23 protein-coding genes are annotated in these 23,722 nt (G+C 48.8%); 14 read left to right on the forward strand and 9 right to left on the reverse strand.

The window, feature by feature from the left end; all coding sequences use genetic code 11:
* The first annotated feature begins 80 nt into the window (after nucleotides 1-80).
* On the forward strand, nucleotides 81-2,243 hold the full coding sequence (gene fdhF / locus FKV70_RS05415; protein ID WP_142612045.1) for a formate dehydrogenase subunit alpha: 2,163 nt from the start codon (nucleotides 81-83) through the stop codon (nucleotides 2,241-2,243).
* Between the two features lie 142 nt (nucleotides 2,244-2,385).
* Here fdhF and FKV70_RS27000 read toward each other — a convergent pair whose 3' ends face one another.
* Nucleotides 2,386-2,589, reverse strand: a complete 204-nt coding sequence (locus FKV70_RS27000; RefSeq protein WP_341873575.1) for a hypothetical protein — start codon at nucleotides 2,587-2,589, stop codon at nucleotides 2,386-2,388.
* On the opposite strand from FKV70_RS27000, the gene FKV70_RS27005 reads away from it, so the two are divergent.
* From FKV70_RS27005 to hydF, 5 genes are all read left to right on the forward strand, one after another.
* Nucleotides 2,534-2,869: a 4Fe-4S binding protein gene (locus tag FKV70_RS27005; protein WP_341873572.1), complete on the forward strand. Its 336-nt coding sequence runs from the start codon at nucleotides 2,534-2,536 to the stop codon at nucleotides 2,867-2,869. The two genes, FKV70_RS27000 and FKV70_RS27005, sit on opposite strands and share 56 nt — an antisense overlap.
* 32 nt (nucleotides 2,870-2,901) lie before the next feature.
* Complete coding sequence (locus FKV70_RS05425) at nucleotides 2,902-4,407, forward strand: [FeFe] hydrogenase, group A (protein ID WP_244310671.1); 1,506 nt, start codon at nucleotides 2,902-2,904, stop codon at nucleotides 4,405-4,407.
* 71 nt (nucleotides 4,408-4,478) lie between these two features.
* Entirely contained in the window at nucleotides 4,479-5,069 is a 591-nt protein-coding gene (locus FKV70_RS05430) for a 4Fe-4S dicluster domain-containing protein (protein ID WP_064796445.1), read from the forward strand.
* Nucleotide 5,070: 1 nt separating this feature from the next.
* Nucleotides 5,071-6,519, forward strand: coding sequence for an aspartate ammonia-lyase (locus FKV70_RS05435; RefSeq protein ID WP_142612047.1), 1,449 nt, complete (start codon nucleotides 5,071-5,073; stop codon nucleotides 6,517-6,519).
* Nucleotides 6,506-7,759: a [FeFe] hydrogenase H-cluster maturation GTPase HydF gene (gene hydF, locus FKV70_RS05440; protein WP_063213426.1), complete on the forward strand. Its 1,254-nt coding sequence runs from the start codon at nucleotides 6,506-6,508 to the stop codon at nucleotides 7,757-7,759. The genes FKV70_RS05435 and hydF overlap by 14 nt, the downstream gene beginning before the upstream one ends.
* 141 nt (nucleotides 7,760-7,900) lie before the next feature.
* Here the strand turns inward: hydF and hydG are convergent, their stop codons facing one another.
* From hydG to FKV70_RS05455, 3 genes are all read right to left on the reverse strand, one after another.
* On the reverse strand, nucleotides 7,901-9,313 hold the full coding sequence (gene hydG, locus FKV70_RS05445; RefSeq protein ID WP_142612048.1) for a [FeFe] hydrogenase H-cluster radical SAM maturase HydG: 1,413 nt from the start codon (nucleotides 9,311-9,313) through the stop codon (nucleotides 7,901-7,903).
* Between the two features lie 49 nt (nucleotides 9,314-9,362).
* Complete coding sequence (gene hydE, locus FKV70_RS05450; protein ID WP_280115063.1) at nucleotides 9,363-10,415, reverse strand: [FeFe] hydrogenase H-cluster radical SAM maturase HydE; 1,053 nt, start codon at nucleotides 10,413-10,415, stop codon at nucleotides 9,363-9,365.
* Nucleotides 10,416-10,669: 254 nt separating this feature from the next.
* Entirely contained in the window at nucleotides 10,670-10,918 is a 249-nt protein-coding gene (locus FKV70_RS05455; RefSeq protein WP_341873573.1) for a stalk domain-containing protein, read from the reverse strand.
* Between the two features lie 89 nt (nucleotides 10,919-11,007).
* Between FKV70_RS05455 and FKV70_RS05460 the strand changes: the two genes are divergently transcribed.
* Complete coding sequence (locus FKV70_RS05460; protein WP_063213430.1) at nucleotides 11,008-11,925, forward strand: LysR family transcriptional regulator; 918 nt, start codon at nucleotides 11,008-11,010, stop codon at nucleotides 11,923-11,925.
* 335 nt (nucleotides 11,926-12,260) lie between these two features.
* Here the strand turns inward: FKV70_RS05460 and FKV70_RS26055 are convergent, their stop codons facing one another.
* The 5 genes from FKV70_RS26055 to FKV70_RS05480 form a co-directional block, all read right to left on the reverse strand.
* Nucleotides 12,261-12,401 (reverse strand): hypothetical protein, encoded by a 141-nt coding sequence (locus tag FKV70_RS26055; RefSeq protein WP_167669711.1) that lies wholly within the window; start codon nucleotides 12,399-12,401, stop codon nucleotides 12,261-12,263.
* Nucleotides 12,402-12,478: 77 nt separating this feature from the next.
* Entirely contained in the window at nucleotides 12,479-13,279 is an 801-nt protein-coding gene (locus FKV70_RS05465; RefSeq protein WP_142612050.1) for a DUF3592 domain-containing protein, read from the reverse strand.
* A gap of 73 nt (nucleotides 13,280-13,352) precedes the next feature.
* The gene (locus tag FKV70_RS05470) at nucleotides 13,353-13,772 is read right to left on the reverse strand and encodes a hypothetical protein (RefSeq protein WP_142612051.1); all 420 of its coding nucleotides are present in this window, start codon (nucleotides 13,770-13,772) and stop codon (nucleotides 13,353-13,355) included.
* 235 nt (nucleotides 13,773-14,007) lie between these two features.
* Nucleotides 14,008-15,288, reverse strand: coding sequence for a helix-turn-helix domain-containing protein (locus FKV70_RS05475; RefSeq protein WP_142612052.1), 1,281 nt, complete (start codon nucleotides 15,286-15,288; stop codon nucleotides 14,008-14,010).
* Between the two features lie 22 nt (nucleotides 15,289-15,310).
* Nucleotides 15,311-16,129, reverse strand: coding sequence for a carbon-nitrogen family hydrolase (locus FKV70_RS05480; protein WP_142612053.1), 819 nt, complete (start codon nucleotides 16,127-16,129; stop codon nucleotides 15,311-15,313).
* 177 nt (nucleotides 16,130-16,306) lie between these two features.
* Here FKV70_RS05480 and FKV70_RS05485 point away from each other — a divergent pair, with 177 nt between their 5' ends.
* The 7 genes from FKV70_RS05485 (at nucleotide 16,307) to mtnB (ending at nucleotide 23,683) form a co-directional block, all read left to right on the forward strand.
* Nucleotides 16,307-17,488, forward strand: a complete 1,182-nt coding sequence (locus FKV70_RS05485) for a pyridoxal phosphate-dependent aminotransferase (RefSeq protein ID WP_142612054.1) — start codon at nucleotides 16,307-16,309, stop codon at nucleotides 17,486-17,488.
* 241 nt (nucleotides 17,489-17,729) lie between these two features.
* Nucleotides 17,730-18,935, forward strand: coding sequence for a glutamate 5-kinase (proB, locus tag FKV70_RS05490; RefSeq protein WP_142612055.1), 1,206 nt, complete (start codon nucleotides 17,730-17,732; stop codon nucleotides 18,933-18,935).
* A 12-nt stretch (nucleotides 18,936-18,947) separates the two neighbouring features.
* Nucleotides 18,948-20,240 (forward strand): glutamate-5-semialdehyde dehydrogenase, encoded by a 1,293-nt coding sequence (locus tag FKV70_RS05495; RefSeq protein WP_142612056.1) that lies wholly within the window; start codon nucleotides 18,948-18,950, stop codon nucleotides 20,238-20,240.
* Nucleotides 20,241-20,278: 38 nt separating this feature from the next.
* Nucleotides 20,279-21,145 carry a pyrroline-5-carboxylate reductase gene (gene proC, locus FKV70_RS05500; protein WP_142612057.1) on the forward strand — a complete coding sequence of 289 codons (867 nt, stop codon included), beginning with the start codon at nucleotides 20,279-20,281 and terminating at the stop codon, nucleotides 21,143-21,145.
* Nucleotides 21,142-22,353: a 2,3-diketo-5-methylthiopentyl-1-phosphate enolase gene (locus FKV70_RS05505; protein WP_142612058.1), complete on the forward strand. Its 1,212-nt coding sequence runs from the start codon at nucleotides 21,142-21,144 to the stop codon at nucleotides 22,351-22,353. Before proC ends, FKV70_RS05505 begins: the two co-directional genes overlap by 4 nt.
* Entirely contained in the window at nucleotides 22,350-23,027 is a 678-nt protein-coding gene (locus FKV70_RS05510) for a 2-hydroxy-3-keto-5-methylthiopentenyl-1-phosphate phosphatase (RefSeq protein ID WP_142612059.1), read from the forward strand. Before FKV70_RS05505 ends, FKV70_RS05510 begins: the two co-directional genes overlap by 4 nt.
* On the forward strand, nucleotides 23,027-23,683 hold the full coding sequence (gene mtnB / locus FKV70_RS05515) for a methylthioribulose 1-phosphate dehydratase (protein WP_142612060.1): 657 nt from the start codon (nucleotides 23,027-23,029) through the stop codon (nucleotides 23,681-23,683). The genes FKV70_RS05510 and mtnB overlap by 1 nt, the downstream gene beginning before the upstream one ends.
* The last annotated feature ends 39 nt before the right edge of the window (nucleotides 23,684-23,722 follow it).

The following is a 23,722-nucleotide window of genomic DNA, read 5'->3' on the forward strand; positions in this document are numbered from 1 at the left end:
GCGTAAAGCGGCATTTTTGTATTGGCTTTTTTTCATGTTACGAGTTTCATCTATTTCATATAAAAAGAGGTGCTGCACACATGGCAGACAAAGTATTAACAGTATGTCCATACTGCGGAAGCGGTTGTCAGCTTCATTTGCTAGTGGACAAAGGACAGGTAATTGGCGCAGAGCCAGCTAATGGCCGTACAAATGAAGGAACATTGTGTCTGAAGGGACATTACGGGTGGGATTTTCTGAATGATCCACAGATTCTGACTGCACGCTTGCGCAAGCCCATGATTCGCAAAAATGGAGTCATGGAGGAAGTGGAATGGAATGAAGCCATTCAGTATACTGCCGAACGGCTGTCAGCAATTAAGGAAAAGTATGGACCTGACTCTATCATGGGGACGGGCTCCGCACGCGGTCCGGGGAATGAAGCCAATTATGTCATGCAAAAGTTCATGCGGGCAGTCATTGGCACAAATAATATTGATCACTGTGCCCGTGTATGCCACGGCCCTTCCGTAGCAGGTTTGACTTACTCGCTTGGGGATGGGGCTATGTCCAACTCTATTCCTGAAATCGAACATTCAGATCTCCTTTTCGTGTTTGGATACAATGCGCCCGAAACGCATCCTATCGTCGCAAGACGTATTGTAGCTGCCAAGCAAAGAGGTGCCAAAATTATTGTATGTGATCCGCGTATGACTGAAACAGGACGCATCGCGGATATGTGGCTACCTCTAAAAGGCGGCTCGAACATGGCTTTGGTGAACGCCTTTGGTCATGTGCTAGTACATGAAGGGCTGTACGACAAACGATATGTCGAAGCAAACACAGAAGGCTTTGCCGAATATGTAGAAAGCATTAAAAAATATACACCTGAATATGCGGAAGGCATTACAGGTGTCAAGGCTGCTGACATTCGGGCGGCTATGAGGGAATATGCCAAAGCTCCTACCGCTACAATTCTATACGGAATGGGCGTATGTCAATTTTCACAGGCCGTTGATGTAGTAAAAGGTCTTGCTTCCCTTGCCCTGCTTACTGGTAATCTGGGCAAACCGAATGTTGGTATTGGCCCTGTACGTGGACAAAACAATGTTCAGGGCTCCTGCGACATGGGTGCATTACCCAATGTGTATCCTGGTTACCAGGATGTCATCGACACCGCAGTTCGTAAAAAGTTTGAAAAAGCATGGGGTGTTGAGCTACCGCGCAAAAAGGGATATTCACTTACAGAAGTACCACATCTCATTCTGAAAGAGAACAAACTGAAGGCTTATTATATCTTCGGCGAAGATCCTGTACAAAGTGATCCGAACGCTGCCGAGCTGCGTGAAGCGCTGGAAAAATTGGAATTTGTCGTGGTTCAGGATATTTTCATGAACAAGACGGCACTGCATGCGGATGTCATCCTCCCTTCTACCGCTTGGGGCGAGCATGACGGGGTGTATTCTTCGGCAGACCGTGGCTTTCAGCGCATCCGCAAGGCCGTCGAGCCTCAGGGTGATGTAAAGCCAGACTGGGCTATTATTAGCGAGGTTGCTACTGCTATGGGCTACCCTATGTCCTATGCAAACACAGAGGAAATTTGGGATGAAATGCGAAGCCTAAGTCCCTTATTCGCTGGTGCCAGCTATCAGAAAATGGAGGAACAAGGCGGCGTACAATGGCCATGCCCTACAGAGGATCATCCAGGTACACCGTATTTGTACAAAGGCAACCAATTTTCCACACCTAGTGGTAAAGGCCGATTATTCGCTTGCGAATGGCGCCCGCCGCAAGAACAACCGGATGCCCAATTCCCGCTTGTCTTATCTACAGTCCGTGAGGTAGGTCATTACTCGGTGCGTACTATGACTGGTAACTGCCGTGCATTGCGCCAGTTGTCTGATGAGCCTGGATTTATTCAGATTAGCCCAGAAGACGGAGCAGAGCTGAACATTCTGGATGGCGAAATTGTGGCTATCTCCTCACGTCGGGGACGCATTATGGCGCGGGCACAAATCAGTGACCGTGTGCAGAAAGGTGCGACCTATATGACCTATCACTGGTGGGTCGGAGCATGTAACGAGTTGACCGCCGATTTTCTCGACCCGGTATCCAAGACCCCGGAATTAAAATACTGTGCCATCCGGTTGGAGCGGATTGCCGACCAAGCGCAGGCTGAACGTGATGTACATGAATCATACCAACAGATTCGTAAACAAATGAACGTTCAGGAAGCCGTTTTAGCTGACAAGGTGACGAGATGAGCGGCGCGCGAAACACGCTGAGCCGTCCGACAAACAGAATGGGGTCAGCCGATAGAACAAGTGCTGTTGCCTCCTCATTCGTCGTTGCAGACGGCGGGCAATGTATTGGCTGCAAAGCCTGTGAACTGGCGTGCTTCGCCGTTCATGGGCAGGCGGGGGGTATAGGCGCTTCGGTCGGAACCGTCAGTGTGCCTGTGGTTCCCAAGGTATATGTGGTGCGCGCCGGAGATACGTACGTGCCAGTGCAGTGCCGGCATTGTGAAAATGCCCCCTGTGCACATGCCTGCCCGGTGCAGGCCATTCGCCAGGAGGACGGCGTAGTCATGATTGATGAGGACCGATGCATCGGTTGCACCTCCTGTGTCTTGGCCTGCCCCTTCGGGGCAATCGAGGTGTCTCCAGTCTATCGAGCCGGGCGCGCTGTCACGCAGTCCGGTCTGACTAACCGTGCAAATCGAACCACGCTTCCCCGCACTGCGGCAAGCAAATGCGATCTGTGCGCGGAAACAGAGAACGGACAGCCTGCTTGTGTAGAGGCCTGTCCAAATCATGTGCTACGGCTGGCCAAAGGCATATCCGACTCGCCTCCAGAGCCTCGGCGGGAAGTCTTTTTCCCACGCCTGTAAGGTCAAAATCAGCCGCAGAAAGGTAGAAAACCATGTCAACAACAGACAAGATCTCTTCGCCTCCTTGTATGAGGACGTCTGATTCTACAGACCCTGTCATTCATATTGACCCAACGCTCTGCACTGGATGCCGACGCTGTGCGGGTGTTTGTCCGGTAGATGCCATAGAGGGGTTGCCTGGAGAACCTCAAACTGTGAACGCAGACCGCTGTGTTATTTGCGGTCAATGTGTGCAAATCTGCAGCGTATACGCCTCAGATTGGGCAGATTCATCTCCGCAGGCAGCTGCCGCCCAACGTCAGGAACGTATACGTAAACGCGATATGCCTGCCGACATCGGCGAGCCACTATTTGCTGCCTATTATAGCTATAGCCTAAATAAGGTAGCAGACATGATGAAGAAACCAGGACAGCTTCGGATCGTTCAGTGCGCCCCAGCCATTCGCGTGTCTCTCGCAGAGGAATTTGGTATGCCATTTGGTACACTAACGCCCGGCAAAATGGCTGCTGCCCTTCGTCGCCTCGGCTTTGATCGAGTATATGATACGAATTTCGGAGCTGACGTAACCATCATGGAAGAAGGCACCGAGCTGATTCGCCGCGTAACCCAGGGTGGACCATTACCGATGTTTACATCCTGTTGTCCAGCTTGGGTCCGTTTTGCCGAGATCGAATATCCCGATCTGCTAGACCATCTATCTAGTTGCAAATCACCAATGCAAATGGTGGGAGCACTGGTCAAGACCTATGGTGCTCAACTGGATGAGGTCGAACCAGCGAATATTTACAGCGTTGCGATTATGCCTTGTACCTGTAAACAATTTGAGTGCGATCGTCCTGAAATGGAATCCGACGGTTATCGTGATGTAGATGAGGTGCTGACCACACGTGAGCTTGCATACTGGATCAAACAACAAGGCATTGATTTTATGAACCTGCCTGATGAAGAATTCGATGCCCCGTTAGGACAATATTCAGGAGCTGGCACTATTTTTGGTGTAACTGGAGGAGTTATGGAAGCTGCCATCCGTACAGGCTATGAGCTGCTGACGAATGAAAAGCTGCCAAAGCTCCAGCTGGATTTTGTCCGTGGCGAGGAAGGCATTCGAGTAGCAGAGGTACAGGTGGGCGATTTGCAGCTCAAGGTAGCGGTCGTCGCTGGACTCCAACATGCCTATCAGCTCCTGGATCGTGTGCAGGCTGGCGAATGTGATTATCATTTTATTGAGGTGATGGGCTGTCCAGCTGGATGTATCAGCGGAGGAGGGCAACCCAAGCTCATGTTGGAAAAACAAAAAGTCGAGGCTTATCGTGCACGCAAATCGTCCATCTATGGACATGATGCTGCATCTCAAGTGCGCAAATCGCATGAGAATCCTTTTATTATCAAGCTGTACGATGAATTTCTAGGCGAGCCACTAGGTCATGTATCACACCATCTCCTGCACACGACCTTTCAAAAGCGTGGACCCGGCAGGCAGAGCCACAGCAGCAGTGATATGTCCGTCAAAGGACATAACGATTATCCCGTTCATTAGTACGTTCAACACATAGAGATAAATCATTAGAAGTTATAATTTGTCGTTAGTTAGAGAGGAGTCGAGTTAGTATGAATCGCTTTGTTTTAGCTGATCCCGATCAGTGTATCGGCTGTCGCACCTGTGAAATCGCCTGTGTTATCGCACATTCACCGGAGAACCCTTTTATCTCGCCAGATGACGAGTTTCATTTTCACCCTCGCCTCAAGGTGATCAAATCCTTTGGAGTCACCGCGCCTGTCCAGTGTCGTCACTGTGAGGATGCTCCATGTGCTAATGCTTGCCCGAACGGCTCCATTACGAACGCAGACGGCTGCATTCTTATTAACAGCGAAAGCTGCATTGGCTGTAAAACCTGTATGATCGCCTGCCCTTACGGTGCGATTACTATGGTGCCTCAATATAAAGACGGTCAGCCTGTCGTGCAAGATGGTCTGTACACTAATGTGTCAGGTCGTTTGCAACCCAAAGAGCGCATGATCGCCAGCAAATGTGATTTGTGCGAAGGGGTCGACGGCGGACCAGCCTGTATTGGAAAATGTCCAACTCAAGCCCTCAAGCTGGTCGAGCCAGATCTGGTTCATGCCCGGGTTGAGGAAAAACGAGCTGCAAGTGCACGTCAACTGCTGCATATGACACGCATTCCGGCGACAGGTCTATGACATGAACCCGTCTTCTCCGCTGGTCAAAGTTATGCGTACTGAACGGGATGCACTCGGAGACATGGACATTCCTGTGGATGCCTTGTATGGTATTCACACCGCGCGCGCGATGAACAATTTTGCAGTCAGCGGCAGACCTGTGAACAGAAACCTGATCCAGGCTCTTATATTGGTGAAAAAAATGGCTGCTCAAGTCAATGGTGAGCAAAAACGGATACCTGCCCGCCGGGTATCTGCCATTGTAAATGCTTGCGACGAATTACTCACCGGACGGCATCAAGATATGTTTACCGTGGATGCCATGCAAGGCGGCGCAGGCACTAGTACCCATATGAATGTGAATGAGGTCATTGCTAATTTGGCCGTCACACATCTAGGGGGACAGCCGGGACAATATGAGCTTGTACATCCGCTGGATGATGTCAACTGCTGCCAATCTACGAATGATGTCTATCCTACGGCGCTACGAATTGCAGCAATACGCCTGCTGCGCCCTTTATGTGACACGATGTCTTCGTTACAAGCTGCTTTCCAGCAAAAAGAAATAGAATATGCCGACCTGCTCAAATTAGGTCGCACACAGCTAATGGATGCCCTGCCCATGATGGCCGGGCAAGGCTTTGGTGCCAACGCAAAAGCTATAGCGCGTGACCGTTGGCGCCTCTATAAAGCCGAAGAAAGGCTGCGAGAAATCCCTATAGGAGGCACAGCGATTGGCACAGGTATGAATGCGCCTCGGGCCTATAGCTACCGAATGGTCGAAAAGCTGGCGGATGAGACTGGATTAGGGCTATGCCGTAGCGACCACCCCATGGACCCCATTCAAAATATGGATGTCTTCGTGGAGGTATCGGGTCTACTCAAATCCGCTGCGGTAAATTTGCTCAAAATATCTGGCGATTTTCGTCTGCTGGCCTCTGGTCCTTTCGGTGGTATCGGTGAATATATGTTACCTCCGGTTCAAGCTGGTTCCTCTATTATGCCTGGCAAGGTCAATCCGGTGATGGCTGAAATGGCCGGATTGACAGCAATGCGCGTGATGGCCAATGATGCAGCTATAACAATGGCTGCTGCCTCTGGACAGCTGGAGCTGAACGCGTTCCTGCCGTTGATTGCCGAGTCGTTGCTGGAATCACTGCATATTCTCAGCAATGCTATTCAACTATTCGAGGAACGGTGTGTTCGCGGTCTGATCGTACATGAGGAACGCTGCTCTGATAATCTGCGCAACTCAGCTGTGATGGCTTCCGCACTGGTCGCAGAGCTTGGCTATGATGAAGCTGCTTCCATTGCATCAGCAGCCATTGCACAGGGTCGCTCACCTGAGGATATTGCAGAGGATCGTGGTCAACTGACCCGTGCGCGGATTGACCAATTGTGCCATCCCTATACCGTTACAAAGCCTGGAATTCCAGGGCAGGAAGAAGGAACTCACCATGGGAATGAATGATACCCCGAGAAGTAACCGACCGCATATCGTTCTGCTTGGTCGCCGAAATGCAGGCAAATCCAGCATTCTGAACACCTTGACCGGCCAGCCCGCTGCTGTGGTATCTCCTGTGGGAGGAACGACTACGGACCCCGTTTTCAAGCCGATGGAGCTACTCCCTGTGGGTCCTATTGTTCTGGTGGATACCGCCGGACTGGACGATGAGGGTGAGATCGGGGAGCTGCGCCGCAACAAAACGCTAGAAATTGTTAATAGTACAGACTTGGCTCTGCTCGTCATCGACGCCACTGTTGGCGTCGGTCCATTCGAGCATGAACTACTTGAAAAGCTACGCGCCAAAAAGATTCCTGTCATTGGGGTACTTAATAAAATAGACACCCTTGCTGAATCAGATCCGATGGCTGCAACACTGGAGACCGAATTGAATCTCACACTGATTCCTTTCAGTGCTTCTTTGCTCCGTGGGGACACAGAACTGAAAAAAGCCATCACGAATACACTCCCCCAAAACGAAGATCGCTTCCGCATCGTAGGTGACCTGTTGTCACCTGGCGATCTGGTCGTGCTGGTGGTTCCCATCGATAAAGCTGCACCAAAGGGTCGATTGATTCTGCCGCAGCAGCAAACGATCCGTGATACGCTAGAGAGCGATGCTATCGCTGTAGTGACCAAAGAGCATGAACTACGCTTGACGCTAGAGCGACTGGGGAACAAGCCTCGCCTGGTCATTACCGATTCACAGGTCTTTATGAAAGTCGCAGCCGATACGCCCAAGGATGTACCTCTTACCTCTTTCTCCATTCTGTTCGCCCGTCACAAGGGCGATCTGGACGAACTGGTGCGAGGAGCAAGAGCCATTGATCGCCTCAAGGATGGAGACCGTGTGCTCATTGCCGAAGCCTGCACTCACCAATGCCAATCTGACGATATTGGTCGAGTAAAAATCCCTCGTTGGCTCCGTCAAACGATAGGCAAACGCCTCATTATTGAGCATGCATCTGGCTCCAGTTTCCCTGACGACTTGAGTGAATATGCGTTGGTTATTCATTGCGGTGCCTGTATGCTCAATCGGCGTACAATGCTTCACCGGATGTCTGAAACGAAAGCCGCCGGGGTGCCGATTGTGAACTATGGTGTTTTCATCGCTTATGTACAGGGTGTCTTTCCCCGGGCTATTGAATGTTTTCCATCCGCTATGCTGGCATGGGAGCAAGCGGCTGAAGCCGAAAGTTATTCTTAAAATCTAGTCATTAATACTTTTTCTCTTGACATACAAAAGCAGCCGCGCTGATTCCAACGCGACTGCTTTTTATTTTCAATTCCTATTAATATAAAAATGAGAATTTCATGACGTGATTGATACTACCCATAATATAAATTACTAAAAATACAAATCGCGCTCGCCAGCTTCCAATCGTTCGAGTCTGTCAAGCGTCAAACGGCGCGTCGATTCACGTGGTATACGCTCCAGATTCTCTCGCAGCGCAGCAGCTCCTAGTTCACGTGCCTCCTCGTCCCCATAATCCAGTAGATATTCTTGGAAGGTCAGCAGCGAATTGGGCTGGCACACATTGTGAATTTGTCCAGATTTAGCAAGTTCCATGAAGCGATCTCCGGTTCGTCCCTCACGATAGCAAGCTGTACAGTAGCTCGGCATATATCCGCCACGGCACAAACTTTTAATAATTTCTGATGGTGAGCGATGGTCTCCCACCTCAAATTGGGGCTTGTCTTCCGTGTCCTGTTTTGCATAGGCCCCTACGCCTGTAGCTGAACCTGCACTAATCTGTGACACGCCTAGGCCGATGACACGGTCTCTATATTCTGGCTCCTCGCGTGTGGACAGGATCATACCAGCATAAGGAACAGCCAGTCGAAGAACGGATACAATTTTCATAAAATCCTCATCGTTGACCAGATATGGATATCGTTCCAGGTCCACATTTTCAGCTGGGCGCAATCTTGGAACCGAGACTGTATGAGGCCCACAGCCAAAGGTTTCTTCCAAGTGCTCGGCATGTTTCAGCATCGCTACAGTTTCATAGCGGAAATCATACAAACCGTATAATACACCGATTCCCACATCATCTATACCCGCACGCATGGCTCGGTCCATTGCGGTGGTGTGCCAATCAAAGTCCCGTTTTGGTCCTTGTAAGTGAAATTTACGGTAGCTTTCCCGGTGATATGTTTCCTGAAATAAAATATACGTCCCAATACCCACCTCTGCCAGCTTCCGATAGTCCTCCTCGGTTGTAGATGCAATATTTACATTGATCCGCCGGATGCTGCCGTTATCTACCTTGACCTCATAAATCTGGCGTAAACAATCGACAATATAGTCGATAGGACAATGAACAGGGTCTTCTCCCGCCTCCAGTACGAGTCGCTTGTGTCCCAGTTCTTGAAGCACTCTAACCTCCTCTACCAATTCCTCCGGAGTCAGGCGACTACGTGTAAAGCTGTCATTGGTATGCTTGTAGCCACAGTATTCGCAGTTATTAACGCAATGGTTGCTTACATATAAAGGAGCGAACAGTACAATCCGGTTGCCGTAAATTTGCTCTTTGACTGCCCGTGATGCTTTGAACATCTCTTCCAATAATTCTGGATCATCTACATGCAAAAGAGCCGCCGCTTCACTCGCATTCAGTCCGCGGCAGGCTCTACCCTTTTCTAAAATTCCCAAAATGCGCTGTCGATTTGTTGCCTCTTGTTTCCCTTGCTCCACAGCGGCCATAATCTCCGCTTCATTAATAAAATCCGCCGACACTTTCTCTCGTACTCCACTCACGTATACCCATCTCCTTATTTATGGTTACTGCAATGTTTCCGTTACGACCTCATAAAGTCTCTTGTCTCAAAAGCTGACGTTGTACTCTCAAACTATCTCCACGTCCCATATCGACTTCAAATCCAGCTCCACGGATCCGAAGTTCCAAGCAATGCCGACATTGGGCAGACTCATCGCCCAAACATATTTTATTCTCATAAATGGCATACTTCGGTCTCACCGCCAGTGGCGACAAATTAGGCATCACCACATTTGCTCCCGCCTGAAGCGCCTTCTCCCTTCCTTGGGGATGAATCGTTCCCATGGCCGTGGATGCCGGGATAAGCGCATCTGGAACGACCAATCGGGATAATGAAATGATATCAAGCGCCTTTTCCATGCTTCCCTGACTGGCATCACGGAGTGGCGTATTGCTGTGCGGTAAGAAAGGGCCAATCCCGATCATATCTGGTGACAGGCTGTGCAAATAAACCAAATCGTCTGCCAATTCGCTGTTCGTTTGTCCCGGCAATCCCACCATACATCCAGCCCCAATCTGAAATCCGATACGCTGCAACGCTTGCAGACGGCTGCGCCTGCTTTCGATCGTCATTGTCGGATGCAGCTTGGCGTACAAACTGGGAGAAGCTGTCTCATGCCGAAGCAAAAAACGGTCCGCACCCGCCTCATATAGTCGCTCATAAGTTTCGTCATCCCGTTCACCGATGGACAATGTAACCGCCACATCCGCAAACCGGCTTTTAATTTCCCGAATTAGTTTCGTCAGCCGGGCAGTCGTAAACCAGTAGTCCTCCCCACTTTGCAAAACAAAGGTCCGATAGCCCAGTTCGTACCCCTCCGCGCAACAGGCCAGAATTTCTTCCGGCTTCAACCGGTAACGGTCTGCCTGTTTATTCGAAGCGCGCAGTCCACAGTACATGCAATCCTGACGACATATACTTGAGAATTCAATTAGTCCTCGTAAAAAAACACCTTTTCCATAACGCTCCAATTTGGTGCGAGCTGCCAGTTGGCGCAGTTGAGCTCGTAGCGTCGGCTCACTATCCAGACGTGTCAGCAGCTCCGTCATTTCCGTATGCGTCCATTCCTTGCCATCAACCAGACGCAGTAATAATTCGTCCGTGACTCATCCCTTCTTCCCTCGTCCATCCGGACTTTACATCATCAGTGGCCTATGTCGTACATGTATTATTCTAACAACATTAGAGAGAAGATAACGTGACTAGTTTCACAGAAAATCCCATTTTCTGAAAATCAATTTCATTCTCAACTTTTAAACTTTGTATTCATCTATACACAAAAAAAGTTGCCTCCTCCTTTAAAGAGGAAACAGCTTTTATCGATGGTTTTGTTTTATTACTGAATCAAATCAATCGCCTGTTGGGGTACAAAATAATCAATGCCGTTAAATACGATTACACCGTTGAGCGTGGAATGTTTACCATTCAATGTAGCAATACTTTTGTATACTGGAAACTCCAGCTTGTTACTGCCTTTGGTTACCGTGATGACTTTCGTGTCCGCAGAAAACTTGGCTCCTTTAGCTTCAAATGCAGCTTTTGCAGGAACAAACAGCTGCTTGCTGACTGGTGTGACACATGAAATTTGTTAGGACTGGGCATTTAATTTTATTATTGTATAATCAGTCTATGATGTAATAGGAATAGCTTATAAGACAAGGAGCGTAAAGTACGATGGAATTCAGACAGCTTCAGTACACCTTGCAAATTGCAGCGGAAAAAAACTTCTCCCGCGCCGCTGAAAAACTGCACATTGCTCAGCCCTCGTTGAGCCAACAATTATCCAAACTGGAAAAAGAACTTGGGGTGCTGCTATTTCAGCGCAACACCAGCACGGTGGAACTAACCCATGCTGGAGCAAGCTTTGTGGAAAAGGCAAAAAAAATAGTCGATGCGGTGGAACAGCTCCGACAAGAAATGGACGATATCTCTCAGTTGAGAAAAGGGAAGGTCGTCGTTGGCAGTATGCCTATCACGGGCTCCCACCTGCTACCACATGTTCTGCCTGTATTTAAGAAGGCGCATCCAGACATTGAAATCGTGTTAGTCGAAGATTCATCCATGAATCTGGAGAAAAAAACGGCCAGTGGCGATACAGACCTCAGCCTACTCTCTCTCCCCTTAGTAGAGCCTACACTTTCTTATGTACCCATCGGTGAAGAATGGATTGATCTCGCTGTTCCTCCGGGTCACCCCCTAGCCCTGCGTAAGAACGGTACTCAGCCGCAACCCGTGCATATGGAAGAACTTAAAGACGAGCCTTTTGTTGTCCTGAAAAAAGGACAAGGCTTTCGCAAGCTGACGATGGATCTATGTCATCAAGCAGGCTTTGAACCCCATGTGGTGTTTGAAAGCACTAATATGGAGACGCTCCAATCGCTCGTCGCGACAGGCATGGGTGTGACACTGGTCCCCCGTTTTATTGCCCGTGCCGCCAGCAGCGAGTTTGTTCCAGCACTGCTGCCACTAGCCGAACCTACCCCCAGCCGTACTCTGGCGATTGCTTACCGCAACGGACGTTATTTGTCTAAAGCTGCTGAAGCCTTTATTGATACCTTCCGAGAAACAGTCAAGCAACTTTCTCAAAAGTAGGAGCAAATATGGAAAGGACCGTCTTCCTCCCCAGCCAGCCAGAGAGGAAAACGGTCCTGGGGCTTCGCCCCTATACTTTCAACACTGCATTTAGTTCACGGGTTCGATTCACTGTTGCGTGTTGCTTCCATCTGTCTTCAACGAACCACATTTCGTTTTCATTTAAATTTCATGTCAGCCTCGCCTGATTACTCTACGCTTGCTCGGAAACTCCACTTTATCCATCCCGCATCACTTCTTTCCTTAAGGTCTCTAGTCTTGGTATCCCAAGAATGTCCTACCTCAGTTCCAATGTGCTGTGTGATCCCAAAGTGCCTGTCCTCGCCTTGTTGTGATCAGGGTGTCCCTACATGTGGTGGACTTTTATCCTGATCATAGCCCATTTCATAGTTATTTCCGACAACCTGTCTATTTAAGCCTCTCGGCCGTGACAGGCCATCCCTATTCGCCAGTTCGGATCTACTTTGGTTATCCATCGTTATCAACCTCCTGGTGTCGGGATACTATTATAATACACCTATAGGCTGTATCTGAAACAGATGGGACATTTTTTTTATCGGGAAGAACCAAACGCTTGCTGCACGTCATCTTCACTCACTTGTGTCTTAATAACCAGTTTCGAAGGATCTTGAGGCGAATAGATAACCTCTACAATACCTCCCTGCTGCAGTTTGGATAGTTGGGAAGAAAAAACATCCTTTTGCGTGGTTACATTAAATGTTTCGCCATTGCTTTTCGTTACCGTCAGTGTGAATTGAAGCTTGATTTTATTGGGCCCCGCTTCCCCCATGGGTGTGACATCCAGTATCTTCGCATAGGCCTGCTCGCCGGTTTTGGCAATTTCCATCAGCTCAGGCGATACGCCCTGCTTGACCATCTGCTCATTCATTAACGTTTGCAAATCCATTTGCGACACCTGACCTTTCAGGTCAAGACCTACCTTCATTTTATTTTTCTCTGATATGATCAAGGGAATGATTGTGCCTGGCTGAAATTGAGCCATGGAGGTCAATGGAATAATCGTCGTCAAAACAGTATCATATTTGTCTTCTCCCTGCTTGGTTACGGTCAACCCGAGCTTTACCTGCGGCTGGTTGTTTATATATGTGCCTGTTTGTTGGACACTTGTAATGATTCCCACTCCAGGAACACCCTTCTTGATTTTACCCCCTCCAAAAAATAGACCTAAAATGCCAGGCAGAAATATAAGCGCAAAGCCTGTGTAAATTAACGGCCGATACCATGGCGCCTCCATAATCAAAAATGGATCATCCCATAAATATTCAGCCAGAAAAGGTGAAAACCCTACACCAAACACTAGAAGTATCCCGATCAGGCTCAAAAATCCTTTCATTCTCCAAAACCCCTTTTCCAATCATCTGTTTAATAAATATGCCCGTAAGAAAGGCGTACCGACTCTATTCATCTTACGCTGTCACCAGTCCCATATAAATGAGTTCTGATGGATTTATCGGATTGCTCCCCAGCCCCACTGTATCTCCGGGCCGCGGAATTTGCAGCTTGGAAACGAGGGTTTCCAGCGTTTTTTGGTATCGGTTGCCGCTTACTTCCGTCACATCTAGTACAAGCACCACAATCGGATCAAAATTCACAAGTTTCCCAGTATCTGTTACCGAAATGACAACTGCAGTCGCTGCCATCGCCAATCCACCGTTAGCCGCCGTTTGGGCTTGCCTTGCCGAGTTTAAACTCTGGTTGATCTGTTCCCGCTGCTCCTGGGGGATTAGACCTTTCATAAATAATCCAGACAATCCCTTATTCATCAGTTGATCTGCATGTTCTATCGCATCCTGCTGTTTTTTCTTCTTGCTGAAAAAGTTCATCATGTAGCTGCACCTCGTATACTGTATTGTTGTTCCTTATGAATTCAGTATATAAGACGGTATCCGGCATCACAATACGTTTTGGCACATACAAAAAAACCGAAAAAACAGCAGCTTTAAACTGCATTTTATCAGTTTATTTTTGAACTTTGGCATGGTTTACACAAAATTTTGCTCAATTCGGAGCATTCTTTCGTATGATCGTCCAATCGTTTTGCGCAAAACAAGTGCACGCATACTATTTTTTACGCAAAAGATACACCAGTTTACGATAATACGCTGATGATTCTTTATAGCGACGGCTATCCTCGGACACTACAGCCAGCGTTTCATATAGCTGCTCAAGTCGCGTAGGATGCTGGAGGGCTTCAAAATAAGGCAAACATTGCTGAGCATGCACCCAAAAAGCATCCTGATTTCCCTGGGCAAGCGCAAGCTGGCTTTCATAAAAATCAAGTCCCATTTGCTGATCCGTTGTCAGATTAGTTTTGCGCAGCTGATCCAGATGCTGTGAGAGCAGCCCCCAGTTTTTCCGGGAAAATGCGATCTCACAACGATATATCAGCGTAACAGGCAGCATCATTTGCTGCATTTCCTCGCGCTCCCGGCTTACCAGTGCTTCAAAACGCACCACTTCCTCCAAGGCCTTATCCAGCTCGCCAATCGACGTCAGCATAATAATCCGATTGTTCAGGATCGTCGTAAGCATATCTGCTGCATTTTCCAAATAGACCAAATTGGCTTCCGCCATAGACAATGTTAACAGTGCCTCCTGTACAGACCCCATAGCAAAACAATAACCGCTGTAAGCTACATACAGACCCGTCAATCGATGAAAAAGCCGGTCGTCATATACCCTGCGCATCGTCTGCTCGAACACCTGCTTTGCCTGATCAAATTGCTTGACCTGAATGCAGGCCTCCATCATAATGTTTTGCGCATTGAGCCAGTTTTCCGTCCCCTCTTCCACCAGGCGGATCAGTTGCGTAACGCTATTTAGTACATCATAATAATGGTTTTTAGAGCGGAAATACTGAATCTTATAAAATAAAATTGCTTTTTTTAGCGGTGCAGGCAGCTCCACCTCATCCGAGCGACCAAACTTCTCCAAGTAAAAATTCAAATAGGTTTGATGTAAATATTCGTAGGCCGTTGGGTCATTGATCTGCTGAAAATAAACAGCCTTCATCAAATAAGTCGTCATTTCCACGACAAGCGAATCATTGCGATCCTCCAGGTGATCCACATAGCTTTCTGTCGTGGTGTTACCCAGCTTGGACAGCTCTGTGAAAATCTTATCCGCTGTAGCCAGCGTCTCCTCATCTTCTGCCGATGCACGCAATAGGTAGGAAGGTTGTACACCTAGCCGCTCAGCAATTTGCTCAGCCAGATCCTCAGCCATCGGGTAACGGTCAGCCAGTATATTCGCAAAATGTGCAGGTGTAACTAATCCGTCTACCAACTCTTTACGGGACAGGTTTTTCTTTTTACACAAAAATTCAATACGTTCCTTAAGCATGGATTAATCCTTTCTACACTGATTATCTGTCATACAGTAAGGGTCGCCGATCTTCAAACACCGGAATACGCCCACGCACGTCCTGAACCAATGCAGACTCAATGAACCCTGTGACAATCTCCTCCTGATCTCCACCCTCGGCCATGATTTCTCCCCACGGATCGATGATGAGCGAATGCCCGAAGAAATCGGTATCTCCACTACGACCTACACGGTTACAAGCAATGACGTACATTTGATTTTCAATAGCCCGTGCGGTCAGCAGGGTGCGCCAGTGATGAAGCCGTGGATGGGGCCATTCTGCGGGTACGATCAGCAAATTTGCACCGGACATGGCCAAGCTGCGGGCCAATTCAGGAAAACGGATATCGTAACAGATTGACGCTCCAGCCTGTATCCCGCCATCCAGTGCAAATACCACTTTTTCCTCGCCAGGCTGTAAATATTTCTCTTCATCCATAAGTCGGAACAGATGAATTTTGGAGTACGAAGCCACCTCTGTGCCTGTGCGGTCAAAAACGAGCATTGTATTATACACATGACCGTCGCTCTTTTTTTCTGCGATCGATCCGGCTACTATATTAACTTGATGTGTGGCGGCAAACGCCGCTATCCATGCCCGAGTCACCGTTCCTTCCTCGTCCGCCAGCTCTTGAATGCGATCCAAGGCATAGCCTGTATTCCACATTTCCGGCAGTACAATCAGATCCGGCTTCTGTTCGGCCTTTACCGCTTGTTCCATTAAAAATCGAATATGAGTGTTGTTTTCCGGGGGATTTCCTATTTCTATATGAGCTTGTATAAGTGCCACACCGAATGGCTGAGCTTTCTGATACGTCAAAATCCTTCATCCTCTCTGTGAGTCGGAACTTTCCGTGCCCCATTGTCCGGTATTTTCTCCCATCATAGCCCGATTAGTCTGGATTACGCAACCCATGCAAGCTTAATTCCCCCTATACAACTCGGTAAAATCGTGATAGATTGTTTCTTAAACTATTCCAAAAGGTCGTGTGCATGGATGACTCATTTTTCTATTCCCTCCGCTGACATCATGAAACAGTTACCCACTCAATTTTTTGCCACACTTGTACAAAATGTAAACCGTGAAATTGCAGCAGGGCATGATGTCATTAATCTCGGACAGGGAAACCCGGATACTCCCACTCCTTCTCATATTGTTAAAGCTTTGCAGGAATCAGCGGATAACCCGCTGTATCATAAGTATTCACCTTTTCGCGGTTACAGCTTTCTCAAAGAAGCCATTGTCCAGCGCTATCAGGAGGATTACGGTGTAACGCTTGACCCGGAAAGCGAGGTCGCCATCCTGTTTGGCGGAAAAACAGGCTTGGTTCAGCTACCGCAAGTTCTGCTTAATCCCGGCGATGTGTGCCTCGTCCCTGATCCCGGCTACCCCGATTACTGGTCTGGCGTAGCCTTGGCTAAAGCGGAAATGTCCTTCCTCCCCTTAAAGGAAGAGAACCGTTTCCTGCCCGATTATGAAGCCATTACCGAAGAAGATCGCCGCCGCGCCAAATTAATGTTCCTGAACTATCCGAATAATCCGACTTCGGCAACTGCTCCACTTTCTTTTTACGAGGAAACGGTTGAATTTGCGCTACGTAACAGTATTGTGGTTGCCAGTGATTTTGCTTATGGCGCTATTGGATTCGATGGCAAGCGGCCTGTAAGCTTCCTTCAGGCCGAGGGGGCTAAGGATGTTGGAATTGAGTTCTATACCTTGTCCAAAACATACAATATGGCAGGCTGGCGTGTTGGTTTCGCGCTTGGTAATGCCAAAATCATTTCGCTGATTAATTTGCTACAGGACCATATTTATGTCAGCCTATTTGGCGGCATTCAGGCAGCAGCGGCGACAGCCCTGACGTCCTCACAGGAATGCGTAACCGAGCTGGTTGCTCGCTATGAATCACGCCGTAACGCTTTTTATGATGCCCTTGGGCAAATAGGCTGGAAGGCGACGCGTCCAAGCGGCTCCTTCTTCAGCTGGTTGCCCGTGCCGCAGGGCTATACTTCGGCTTCCTTTGCGGATCTGCTGCTGCGTGAAGCCAAGGTAGCTGTCGCTCCAGGGATTGGGTTCGGTAGCGGCGGCGAAGGATATGTACGAGCAGGGCTTCTGAGCTCAGAGGCTCGACTGGCCGAGGCGGCTGATCGAATCGGCAAACTAAACCTGTTTGGTTAAGCCGTATTTTCCAGCTACAACTTCTTTGCCAAACTTGGTCTTTTCGTGGTATTCTGTATCCAATATCATTTAGCGCGTTGAAGGGACTATTAAGAGAGGCTCAGTCCTGTTCAGAGAGTAAATTCCGATAGGCTGCAAGAATTTACCTGGACTCTCTCCCAACTCCTATCCCCGAGCGCCCTGCGCAATCAGGCGGTTCCTGCCGTTAACAGGGTTCAAGTGGGATGATCATGAATCATCAATGAAGGTGGTACCGCGGAAGCACAAACTTTCGTCCTTTTTATACAAAGGATGGAAGTTTTTTTGCATTAAAAAGAGTAATATTAAGGAAGTGGACATCTTGTCAACACGTATTGTCATTAAAATCGGCAGCAGCTCCCTGACTGGAGTGGAAGGTGGACTGAATCGGGAAGCCATCGCTTATTTTGCCAGGGAAATCAGCTTGCTTCGTGCAAAGGGCCATGAAGTGCTACTGGTTACTTCAGGCGCTGTAGCCGCCGGGTTCCGGGAAATTGGGTATCCTTTCCGGCCCAAACTGCTGCATGAAAAGCAAGCGGCCGCTGCCGTAGGCCAAGCTCTTCTGATGCAAGCCTATGAGCAGGCTTTTAAAAATTTTGACCTCGTAATCGCGCAGGTTCTGCTGACCCGTAGTGACTTCTTGAGCCGCAAACGGATGAACAATGCCGGAATGACTGTAGAAGAATTGCTGCGCCAGCAGGTTATCCCGATTTTTAACGAAAATGACACCGTATCGATTGACGAATTGAAATTCGGCGATAACGATATGCTGTCTGCGCTAGTTGCTAATCTGGTCAAGGCCCAGCATTTGATTATCATTACGGATACCGATGGCGTATATACGGCAGACCCGCGCAAGCATCCGAATGCCGTACGTTTTGAACGTATCAAGGAAATTACAGAGGAGGTTTATGCATTAGCCGGAGGTTCCGGATCAGCAGTAGGAACTGGCGGAATGCGATCCAAAATCGAGGCTGCCAAAGTAGCTACACGCGGAGGTGTGCCTGTATATGTGGGTCGCGTAAGCGAGAATGGCGATTTGGACGCAGCCGTCGCAGGGCATGGACCGGGCACTTATTTTGATACTCACCTGTCTTCACTGCCGATGAAAAAACAATGGCTTGGATTTATGTCCACGCCTCTTGGCTCAGTGCATGTAGACCAAGGAGCCGAGGAGGCGTTGGTACACGGAGGACATAGCCTGCTTCCGGTTGGCGTACGCCGTGTAGAGGGCAGCTTTCATGCCGGAGATGTCGTTGAGGTGCTGGGACCGGAAAATAAGGTGTTAGGACGCGGCATCGTGAATTATGATGATGAACAGCTTCGAATCGTACAAGGTTTACCCAGCGGCGAGGTTGTGGGCAAAATCGGCCCCATTCACCGGCTTGAGGTGATCCACAGGGACGAATGGATTACATTATGTATGTAGGGAGGCCATATTATGAGTGATTTAACGACAAATACAGCAAAAACAGAAGAAAACCAGTTCAGTGAAGTACGAACCAAAGCAAGTCTCGCGAAAAAAAGTGCCATCATTATGAACCGACTGACTACAACCCAAAAAAACGAAGCATTGTTTGCTATGGCTGAAGCTCTAGTGAACCATACTGAGGAACTCATTACAGCGAATCATATGGACCTGAAACGTGGAAAAGAACTAGGTACGTCGGAATCGCTGCTCGACCGCCTCAAGCTGACCGAGGAGCGAATCGGAGCTATTGCCGAAGGATTACGCCAGATTGCTGCGCTACCTGATCCAGTCGGTGACACGCTTGAGCAAATTGAGCGTCCCAACGGTCTGCGAATTGAAAAAATACGTGTACCGCTAGGTGTCATCGGCATTATATATGAAGCACGTCCAAATGTGACTGTGGATGCTGCAGGTCTGTGCTTGAAAACAGGCAATCCGGTTGTGCTGCGCGGTGGCTCGGCTGCTCTCTCCTCCAATCGCAAGATTATTGAAGTGCTCCAGCAAGCGCTAGACGCCACAGCCGTGCCGCGCGAGTCGCTTCAACTTATTGAAGATTCAGACCGTGCCTCTGTCAACGAAATGCTTACGTTGAATGGCTTGCTGGATGTGATTATTCCACGCGGCGGGCGTTCACTTATTCAAAATGTTGTTCAAAACGCTACCGTGCCTGTCATCGAAACGGGAGCTGGCGTATGCCATACATTCCTGGACGCTACAGCGAATGCAGAAATGGCCGAAGCCATTACACTCAACGCCAAAGTCCAAAGACCGTCTGTATGCAACTCGATGGAAACATTGCTTGTGCACTCGGATTATGCACAAGCACATTTAACAGAATTAGCGGAACGTTTCCGTAATGCCGGGGTTGAGCTGCGCGGTTGTGCGCGGACACAAGAACTGGTTCCTTGGGCTGTTCCTGCTACGGAAGAGGATTATGGCACCGAGTATAATGATTACATTTTGAATGTCAAAGTCGTAAACCATTTAGACGAAGTACTGGAGCACATTGCCCGTTATGGTACGATGCATTCAGAGTGTATTGTCACTGAGAATAAAGCTCATGCCGATCGTTTTCTGCAAGAAGTGGACGCGGCAGCCGTGTACCACAATGCATCCACTCGCTTCACGGATGGCTTCGAGTTTGGATTTGGTGCCGAGATCGGAATCAGCACACAAAAATTACATGCCCGCGGCCCCATGGGATTGCCTGCCTTGACTTCAACCAAATACCGCGTGTACGGTACTGGACAAATCAGGGAATAATATCATAAATCAATCCGTATCTTTGGAGGTATGAATCCATGTGTGAATCACAAACAAAAGTGTTAATTAACGAGCAAATTACGTTTTTCGGGGCAGGTTCAATGGCTGAGGCTATTATTCGTGGGATGACGAATCGTTCTGTCGTCAAACGTGGCGGTATTACTGTCATCAACCGCAGTAATCAGGCTCGCCTTGAAGAACTTCAGCAGCAATACGGAGTATTATTCCAAACTGAAGATGCCGCCAAAACAGAACTGCTGCGTCATTCTCCAGTGATCGTGCTTGCCATGAAACCTAAAGATGCTGCCAAGGCCCTTGGACGGCTCGGCCCCCTCCTGTCAGATGAACAGCTGATCATTTCAGTCATCGCCGGTTTGTCTATTCGTACCATGCAAACATTGCTGGGTCGCAAGCAGCCCATCGCGCGGACGATGCCTAATACGTCCAGCTCGATTGGACTCGGCGCCACAGGCATCAGCTTTTCCAAAGAGATCAGCGAAAGTCAGCGCAAAAACGTGCTTACGATGTTCGAATCTGTAGGTACGGTAACGGTTATAGAAGAAGAGAAAATGGATATATTGACTGGCATTTCCGGAAGCGGTCCTGCCTATGTCTACTATTTAATGGAAGCCATGATCGCCGGGGGAATTCGCGGTGGCTTGACTCCTGAACAAGCGCACGAATTAACGGTACAAACTGCGCTTGGAGCAGCACGCATGGTACAACAAACCGGAGAGGAGCCTTCTGCTCTTCGCCACAAAATCATGTCTCCTAATGGCTCCACGGTAGCTGCATTGGAAACACTGGACAAAGGTGACTTCTACGAAACGGTGATTACGGCGGTGCAGCGCTGTGCTGAACGATCCCGCGAGATGGGAGCTGTACTTAAGGAGGGAATTGAATGAGCTATTGCCTGGCGACCTACCGAGTATACGATGACAGAGCTGATTTTAACAAAAAGGCCCAATCTATTGCCATCGGCATGACGGTGGGCAGCTGGACTGAGCTCCCTCAGGCCAAGCGGGCTGCGATGCAAAAACACCTCGGCTCTGTTCAATCTGTAGATATTCACGATGGAGGTCCTGGTGAGCGGTACGCCGACCTGACCATCGCTTACCCAGATGTTAATTTCAGCCGCGATATCCCCGCTTTGCTGGTTACGGTCTTCGGCAAAATTTCAATGGACGGCCGAATTAAGCTGACGAAGCTGGGTTTCTCGGAAGCCTTCCTCTCTGCTTTTTCGGGACCGAAATTTGGTATCAGCGGCTTGCGCGATCAGCTTGGCGTGTATGATCGACCTCTGCTTATGAGCATTTTCAAATCCGTGATTGGGCTCAACTTGGACGAACTGCGTGAACAGTTTACCCGTCAGGCTCTCGGCGGCGTTGATCTAATCAAGGACGACGAGATCTTGTTTGAAAATGCGCTGACGCCGATTGAAAAACGTGTTGAAGCCTGTATCCGGGCCGCTGAAGCGGCTGAGCGTGAAACTGGTAAAAAGCTGCTGTATGCCGCTAATTTAACCGGTCCAACCTCGCAGCTCAAAGCGCAAGCCCTCAAGGCTATCGACGCAGGCGCGAACGCGTTACTGTTTAACGTGTTGGCCTACGGTTATGATGTGCTGCATGAACTTAGCAGCGATCCCGCCATCTCAGTGCCGATTGCAGCGCATCCTTCGTTAGCGGGTGCTACTTACCCATCGCCTCATTATGGCATATCGGCGTCCGTCCTGCTCGGTCAGCTTATGCGCCTGGCTGGCGCTGACCTTGTTCTCTTTCCTTCTCCCTACGGCTCCGTGACGATGCCACGTGAGGAGAACATGGTGATCCGTGACGAACTGATCACTCCTGATTCACCGCTGAAGGCCAGCATGCCTGTCCCTTCCGCAGGGATTCACCCAGGGCTGGTGCCGCTCATTGTACGTGACTTTGGTACCGATGTGGTGGTTAACGCTGGGGGTGGCATTCACGGACATCCACTGGGTACAGAAGCTGGTGGCCGTGCTTTTGTTCAGGCGATTGAAGCGGTCCAGCACAATGTTCCGCTGGCACAATACGCCCGTACTCATCCTGAGCTGCAATCTGCGCTTGACACGTGGGGAGGCGAACGATGAGCACTACAAAGAAGCCCGTCATTTTTTGCGATTTTGACGGGACCATTACAAACAATGATAATATTGTCGCTATTATGAAGCATTTTCAACCTGCGGGCTATGAACCTATCATGCATCAAATTGTGAACGGACATATATCCATTCGTGAAGGTGTAGGGGCGATGTTTGCCCTCATGCCTTCAGAGCAAAAGGACGAAATTATCTCCTATGCACTTGGACAAGCGGGTATACGTGAGGGCTTTGCACGCTTTTTAGACTTTGTTCAAGAGCAGCAGATTGAATTTTTCGTTACTAGCGGCGGTATTGATTTTTTTATTGATCCATTGCTAGAACCGTTTAATTTTCCACACGATCACATTTATTGCAATGGAGCGGATTTTTCGGGAGATCACATCCAGATAACGTGGCCGCATCAATGTGAGGAGCCGTGTAAGAATGACTGCGGCATGTGCAAAACAACCGTCATTCGTCAATACCCTCCCGAGCAATACGAACGGATTTTGATTGGCGACAGCCTGACCGATTTTGAAGGAGCCAAAATTGCCGACTTGGTGTACTCCCGCTCGCATCTAACATTAAAGTGTCAAGAGCTTGGTGTACCGCATGTACCCTTTGAGACATTTGACGATATTATCAAGGATCTAAAGCAAAAACAGGAGCAGGGGGTACTGTAATGAGTTTTAACCTGGCAGACATTTCAATCGAGGAAAAACGCCGTGCTCTGGAAGAACTTGCTGATGTCAAGGAACTATTCGCCTCGCGCAACTGGTTCCCAGGCACAAGCGGAAATTTGTCGATCCGAATCGGTAATTTTCATCCTGAACAATTTTATTTTGCAGTCACCGCTAGCGGCAAGGATAAAACCAAGCGCACTCCTGAAGATTTTCTGTTCGTAGATCAATACGGAAAAGCAGCAGAAGCCACAAACCTCAAGCCAAGTGCAGAAACGCTCATCCATTGCGAAATTTACCGACTGACAGGTTGTGGAGCGGTTTTTCATGTGCATACCGTGTTTAACAACCTGATTTCTGAATATTGCGGCGAGCAGGGCTTTGTACCTGTACAAGGCATCGAGCTCATTAAAGCTTTTAACATTTGGGAGGAAAATGCCGCCATTCAGATTCCCGTGCTGCCCAATTATGCTGATATCGCCTCGATTGCCAAGCTGGTGCCGGGCGTGCTGAATGATCAGGTTCCAGGGATTTTATTACGTAATCACGGTATTTATGCATGGGGGCGTGATGTGTTTGAAGCTAAAAAGCATCTGGAGGCGTTTGAGTTTCTGTTTGAAACGACCTATCGCTCCTTACTGCTAAAAACTTTGAAATGAATAACTTGTAAATATTAAAGATGCATATCGGTGAACTAT

It is taken from the genome of Paenibacillus ottowii (assembly GCF_006874425.1).
GTDB lineage: Bacteria > Bacillota > Bacilli > Paenibacillales > Paenibacillaceae > Paenibacillus > Paenibacillus ottowii.

What these genes read in the sequence shown, in the direction of transcription:
- FKV70_RS05505 (WP_142612058.1), top strand. Translation starts at nt 21,142, where the DNA reads ATGAGCTATTGCCTGGCGACCTACCGAGTATACGATGACAGAGCTGAT.
- fdhF (WP_142612045.1), top strand. Translation starts at nt 81, where the DNA reads ATGGCAGACAAAGTATTAACAGTATGTCCATACTGCGGAAGCGGTTGT.
- FKV70_RS05465 (WP_142612050.1), bottom strand. Translation starts at nt 13,279, where the DNA reads ATGAAAGGATTTTTGAGCCTGATCGGGATACTTCTAGTGTTTGGTGTA.
- FKV70_RS05470 (WP_142612051.1), bottom strand. Translation starts at nt 13,772, where the DNA reads ATGATGAACTTTTTCAGCAAGAAGAAAAAACAGCAGGATGCGATAGAA.
- proC (WP_142612057.1), top strand. Translation starts at nt 20,279, where the DNA reads ATGTGTGAATCACAAACAAAAGTGTTAATTAACGAGCAAATTACGTTT.
- FKV70_RS05460 (WP_063213430.1), top strand. Translation starts at nt 11,008, where the DNA reads ATGGAATTCAGACAGCTTCAGTACACCTTGCAAATTGCAGCGGAAAAA.
- FKV70_RS26055 (WP_167669711.1), bottom strand. Translation starts at nt 12,401, where the DNA reads ATGGATAACCAAAGTAGATCCGAACTGGCGAATAGGGATGGCCTGTCA.
- FKV70_RS05435 (WP_142612047.1), top strand. Translation starts at nt 5,071, where the DNA reads ATGAACCCGTCTTCTCCGCTGGTCAAAGTTATGCGTACTGAACGGGAT.
- proB (WP_142612055.1), top strand. Translation starts at nt 17,730, where the DNA reads ATGAAGGTGGTACCGCGGAAGCACAAACTTTCGTCCTTTTTATACAAA.
- FKV70_RS27000 (WP_341873575.1), bottom strand. Translation starts at nt 2,589, where the DNA reads ATGCATCGGTCCTCATCAATCATGACTACGCCGTCCTCCTGGCGAATG.
- FKV70_RS05485 (WP_142612054.1), top strand. Translation starts at nt 16,307, where the DNA reads ATGACTCATTTTTCTATTCCCTCCGCTGACATCATGAAACAGTTACCC.
- FKV70_RS05430 (WP_064796445.1), top strand. Translation starts at nt 4,479, where the DNA reads ATGAATCGCTTTGTTTTAGCTGATCCCGATCAGTGTATCGGCTGTCGC.
- FKV70_RS05510 (WP_142612059.1), top strand. Translation starts at nt 22,350, where the DNA reads ATGAGCACTACAAAGAAGCCCGTCATTTTTTGCGATTTTGACGGGACC.
- FKV70_RS05425 (WP_244310671.1), top strand. Translation starts at nt 2,902, where the DNA reads ATGTCAACAACAGACAAGATCTCTTCGCCTCCTTGTATGAGGACGTCT.
- FKV70_RS05495 (WP_142612056.1), top strand. Translation starts at nt 18,948, where the DNA reads ATGAGTGATTTAACGACAAATACAGCAAAAACAGAAGAAAACCAGTTC.
- FKV70_RS05475 (WP_142612052.1), bottom strand. Translation starts at nt 15,288, where the DNA reads ATGCTTAAGGAACGTATTGAATTTTTGTGTAAAAAGAAAAACCTGTCC.
- hydF (WP_063213426.1), top strand. Translation starts at nt 6,506, where the DNA reads ATGGGAATGAATGATACCCCGAGAAGTAACCGACCGCATATCGTTCTG.
- mtnB (WP_142612060.1), top strand. Translation starts at nt 23,027, where the DNA reads ATGAGTTTTAACCTGGCAGACATTTCAATCGAGGAAAAACGCCGTGCT.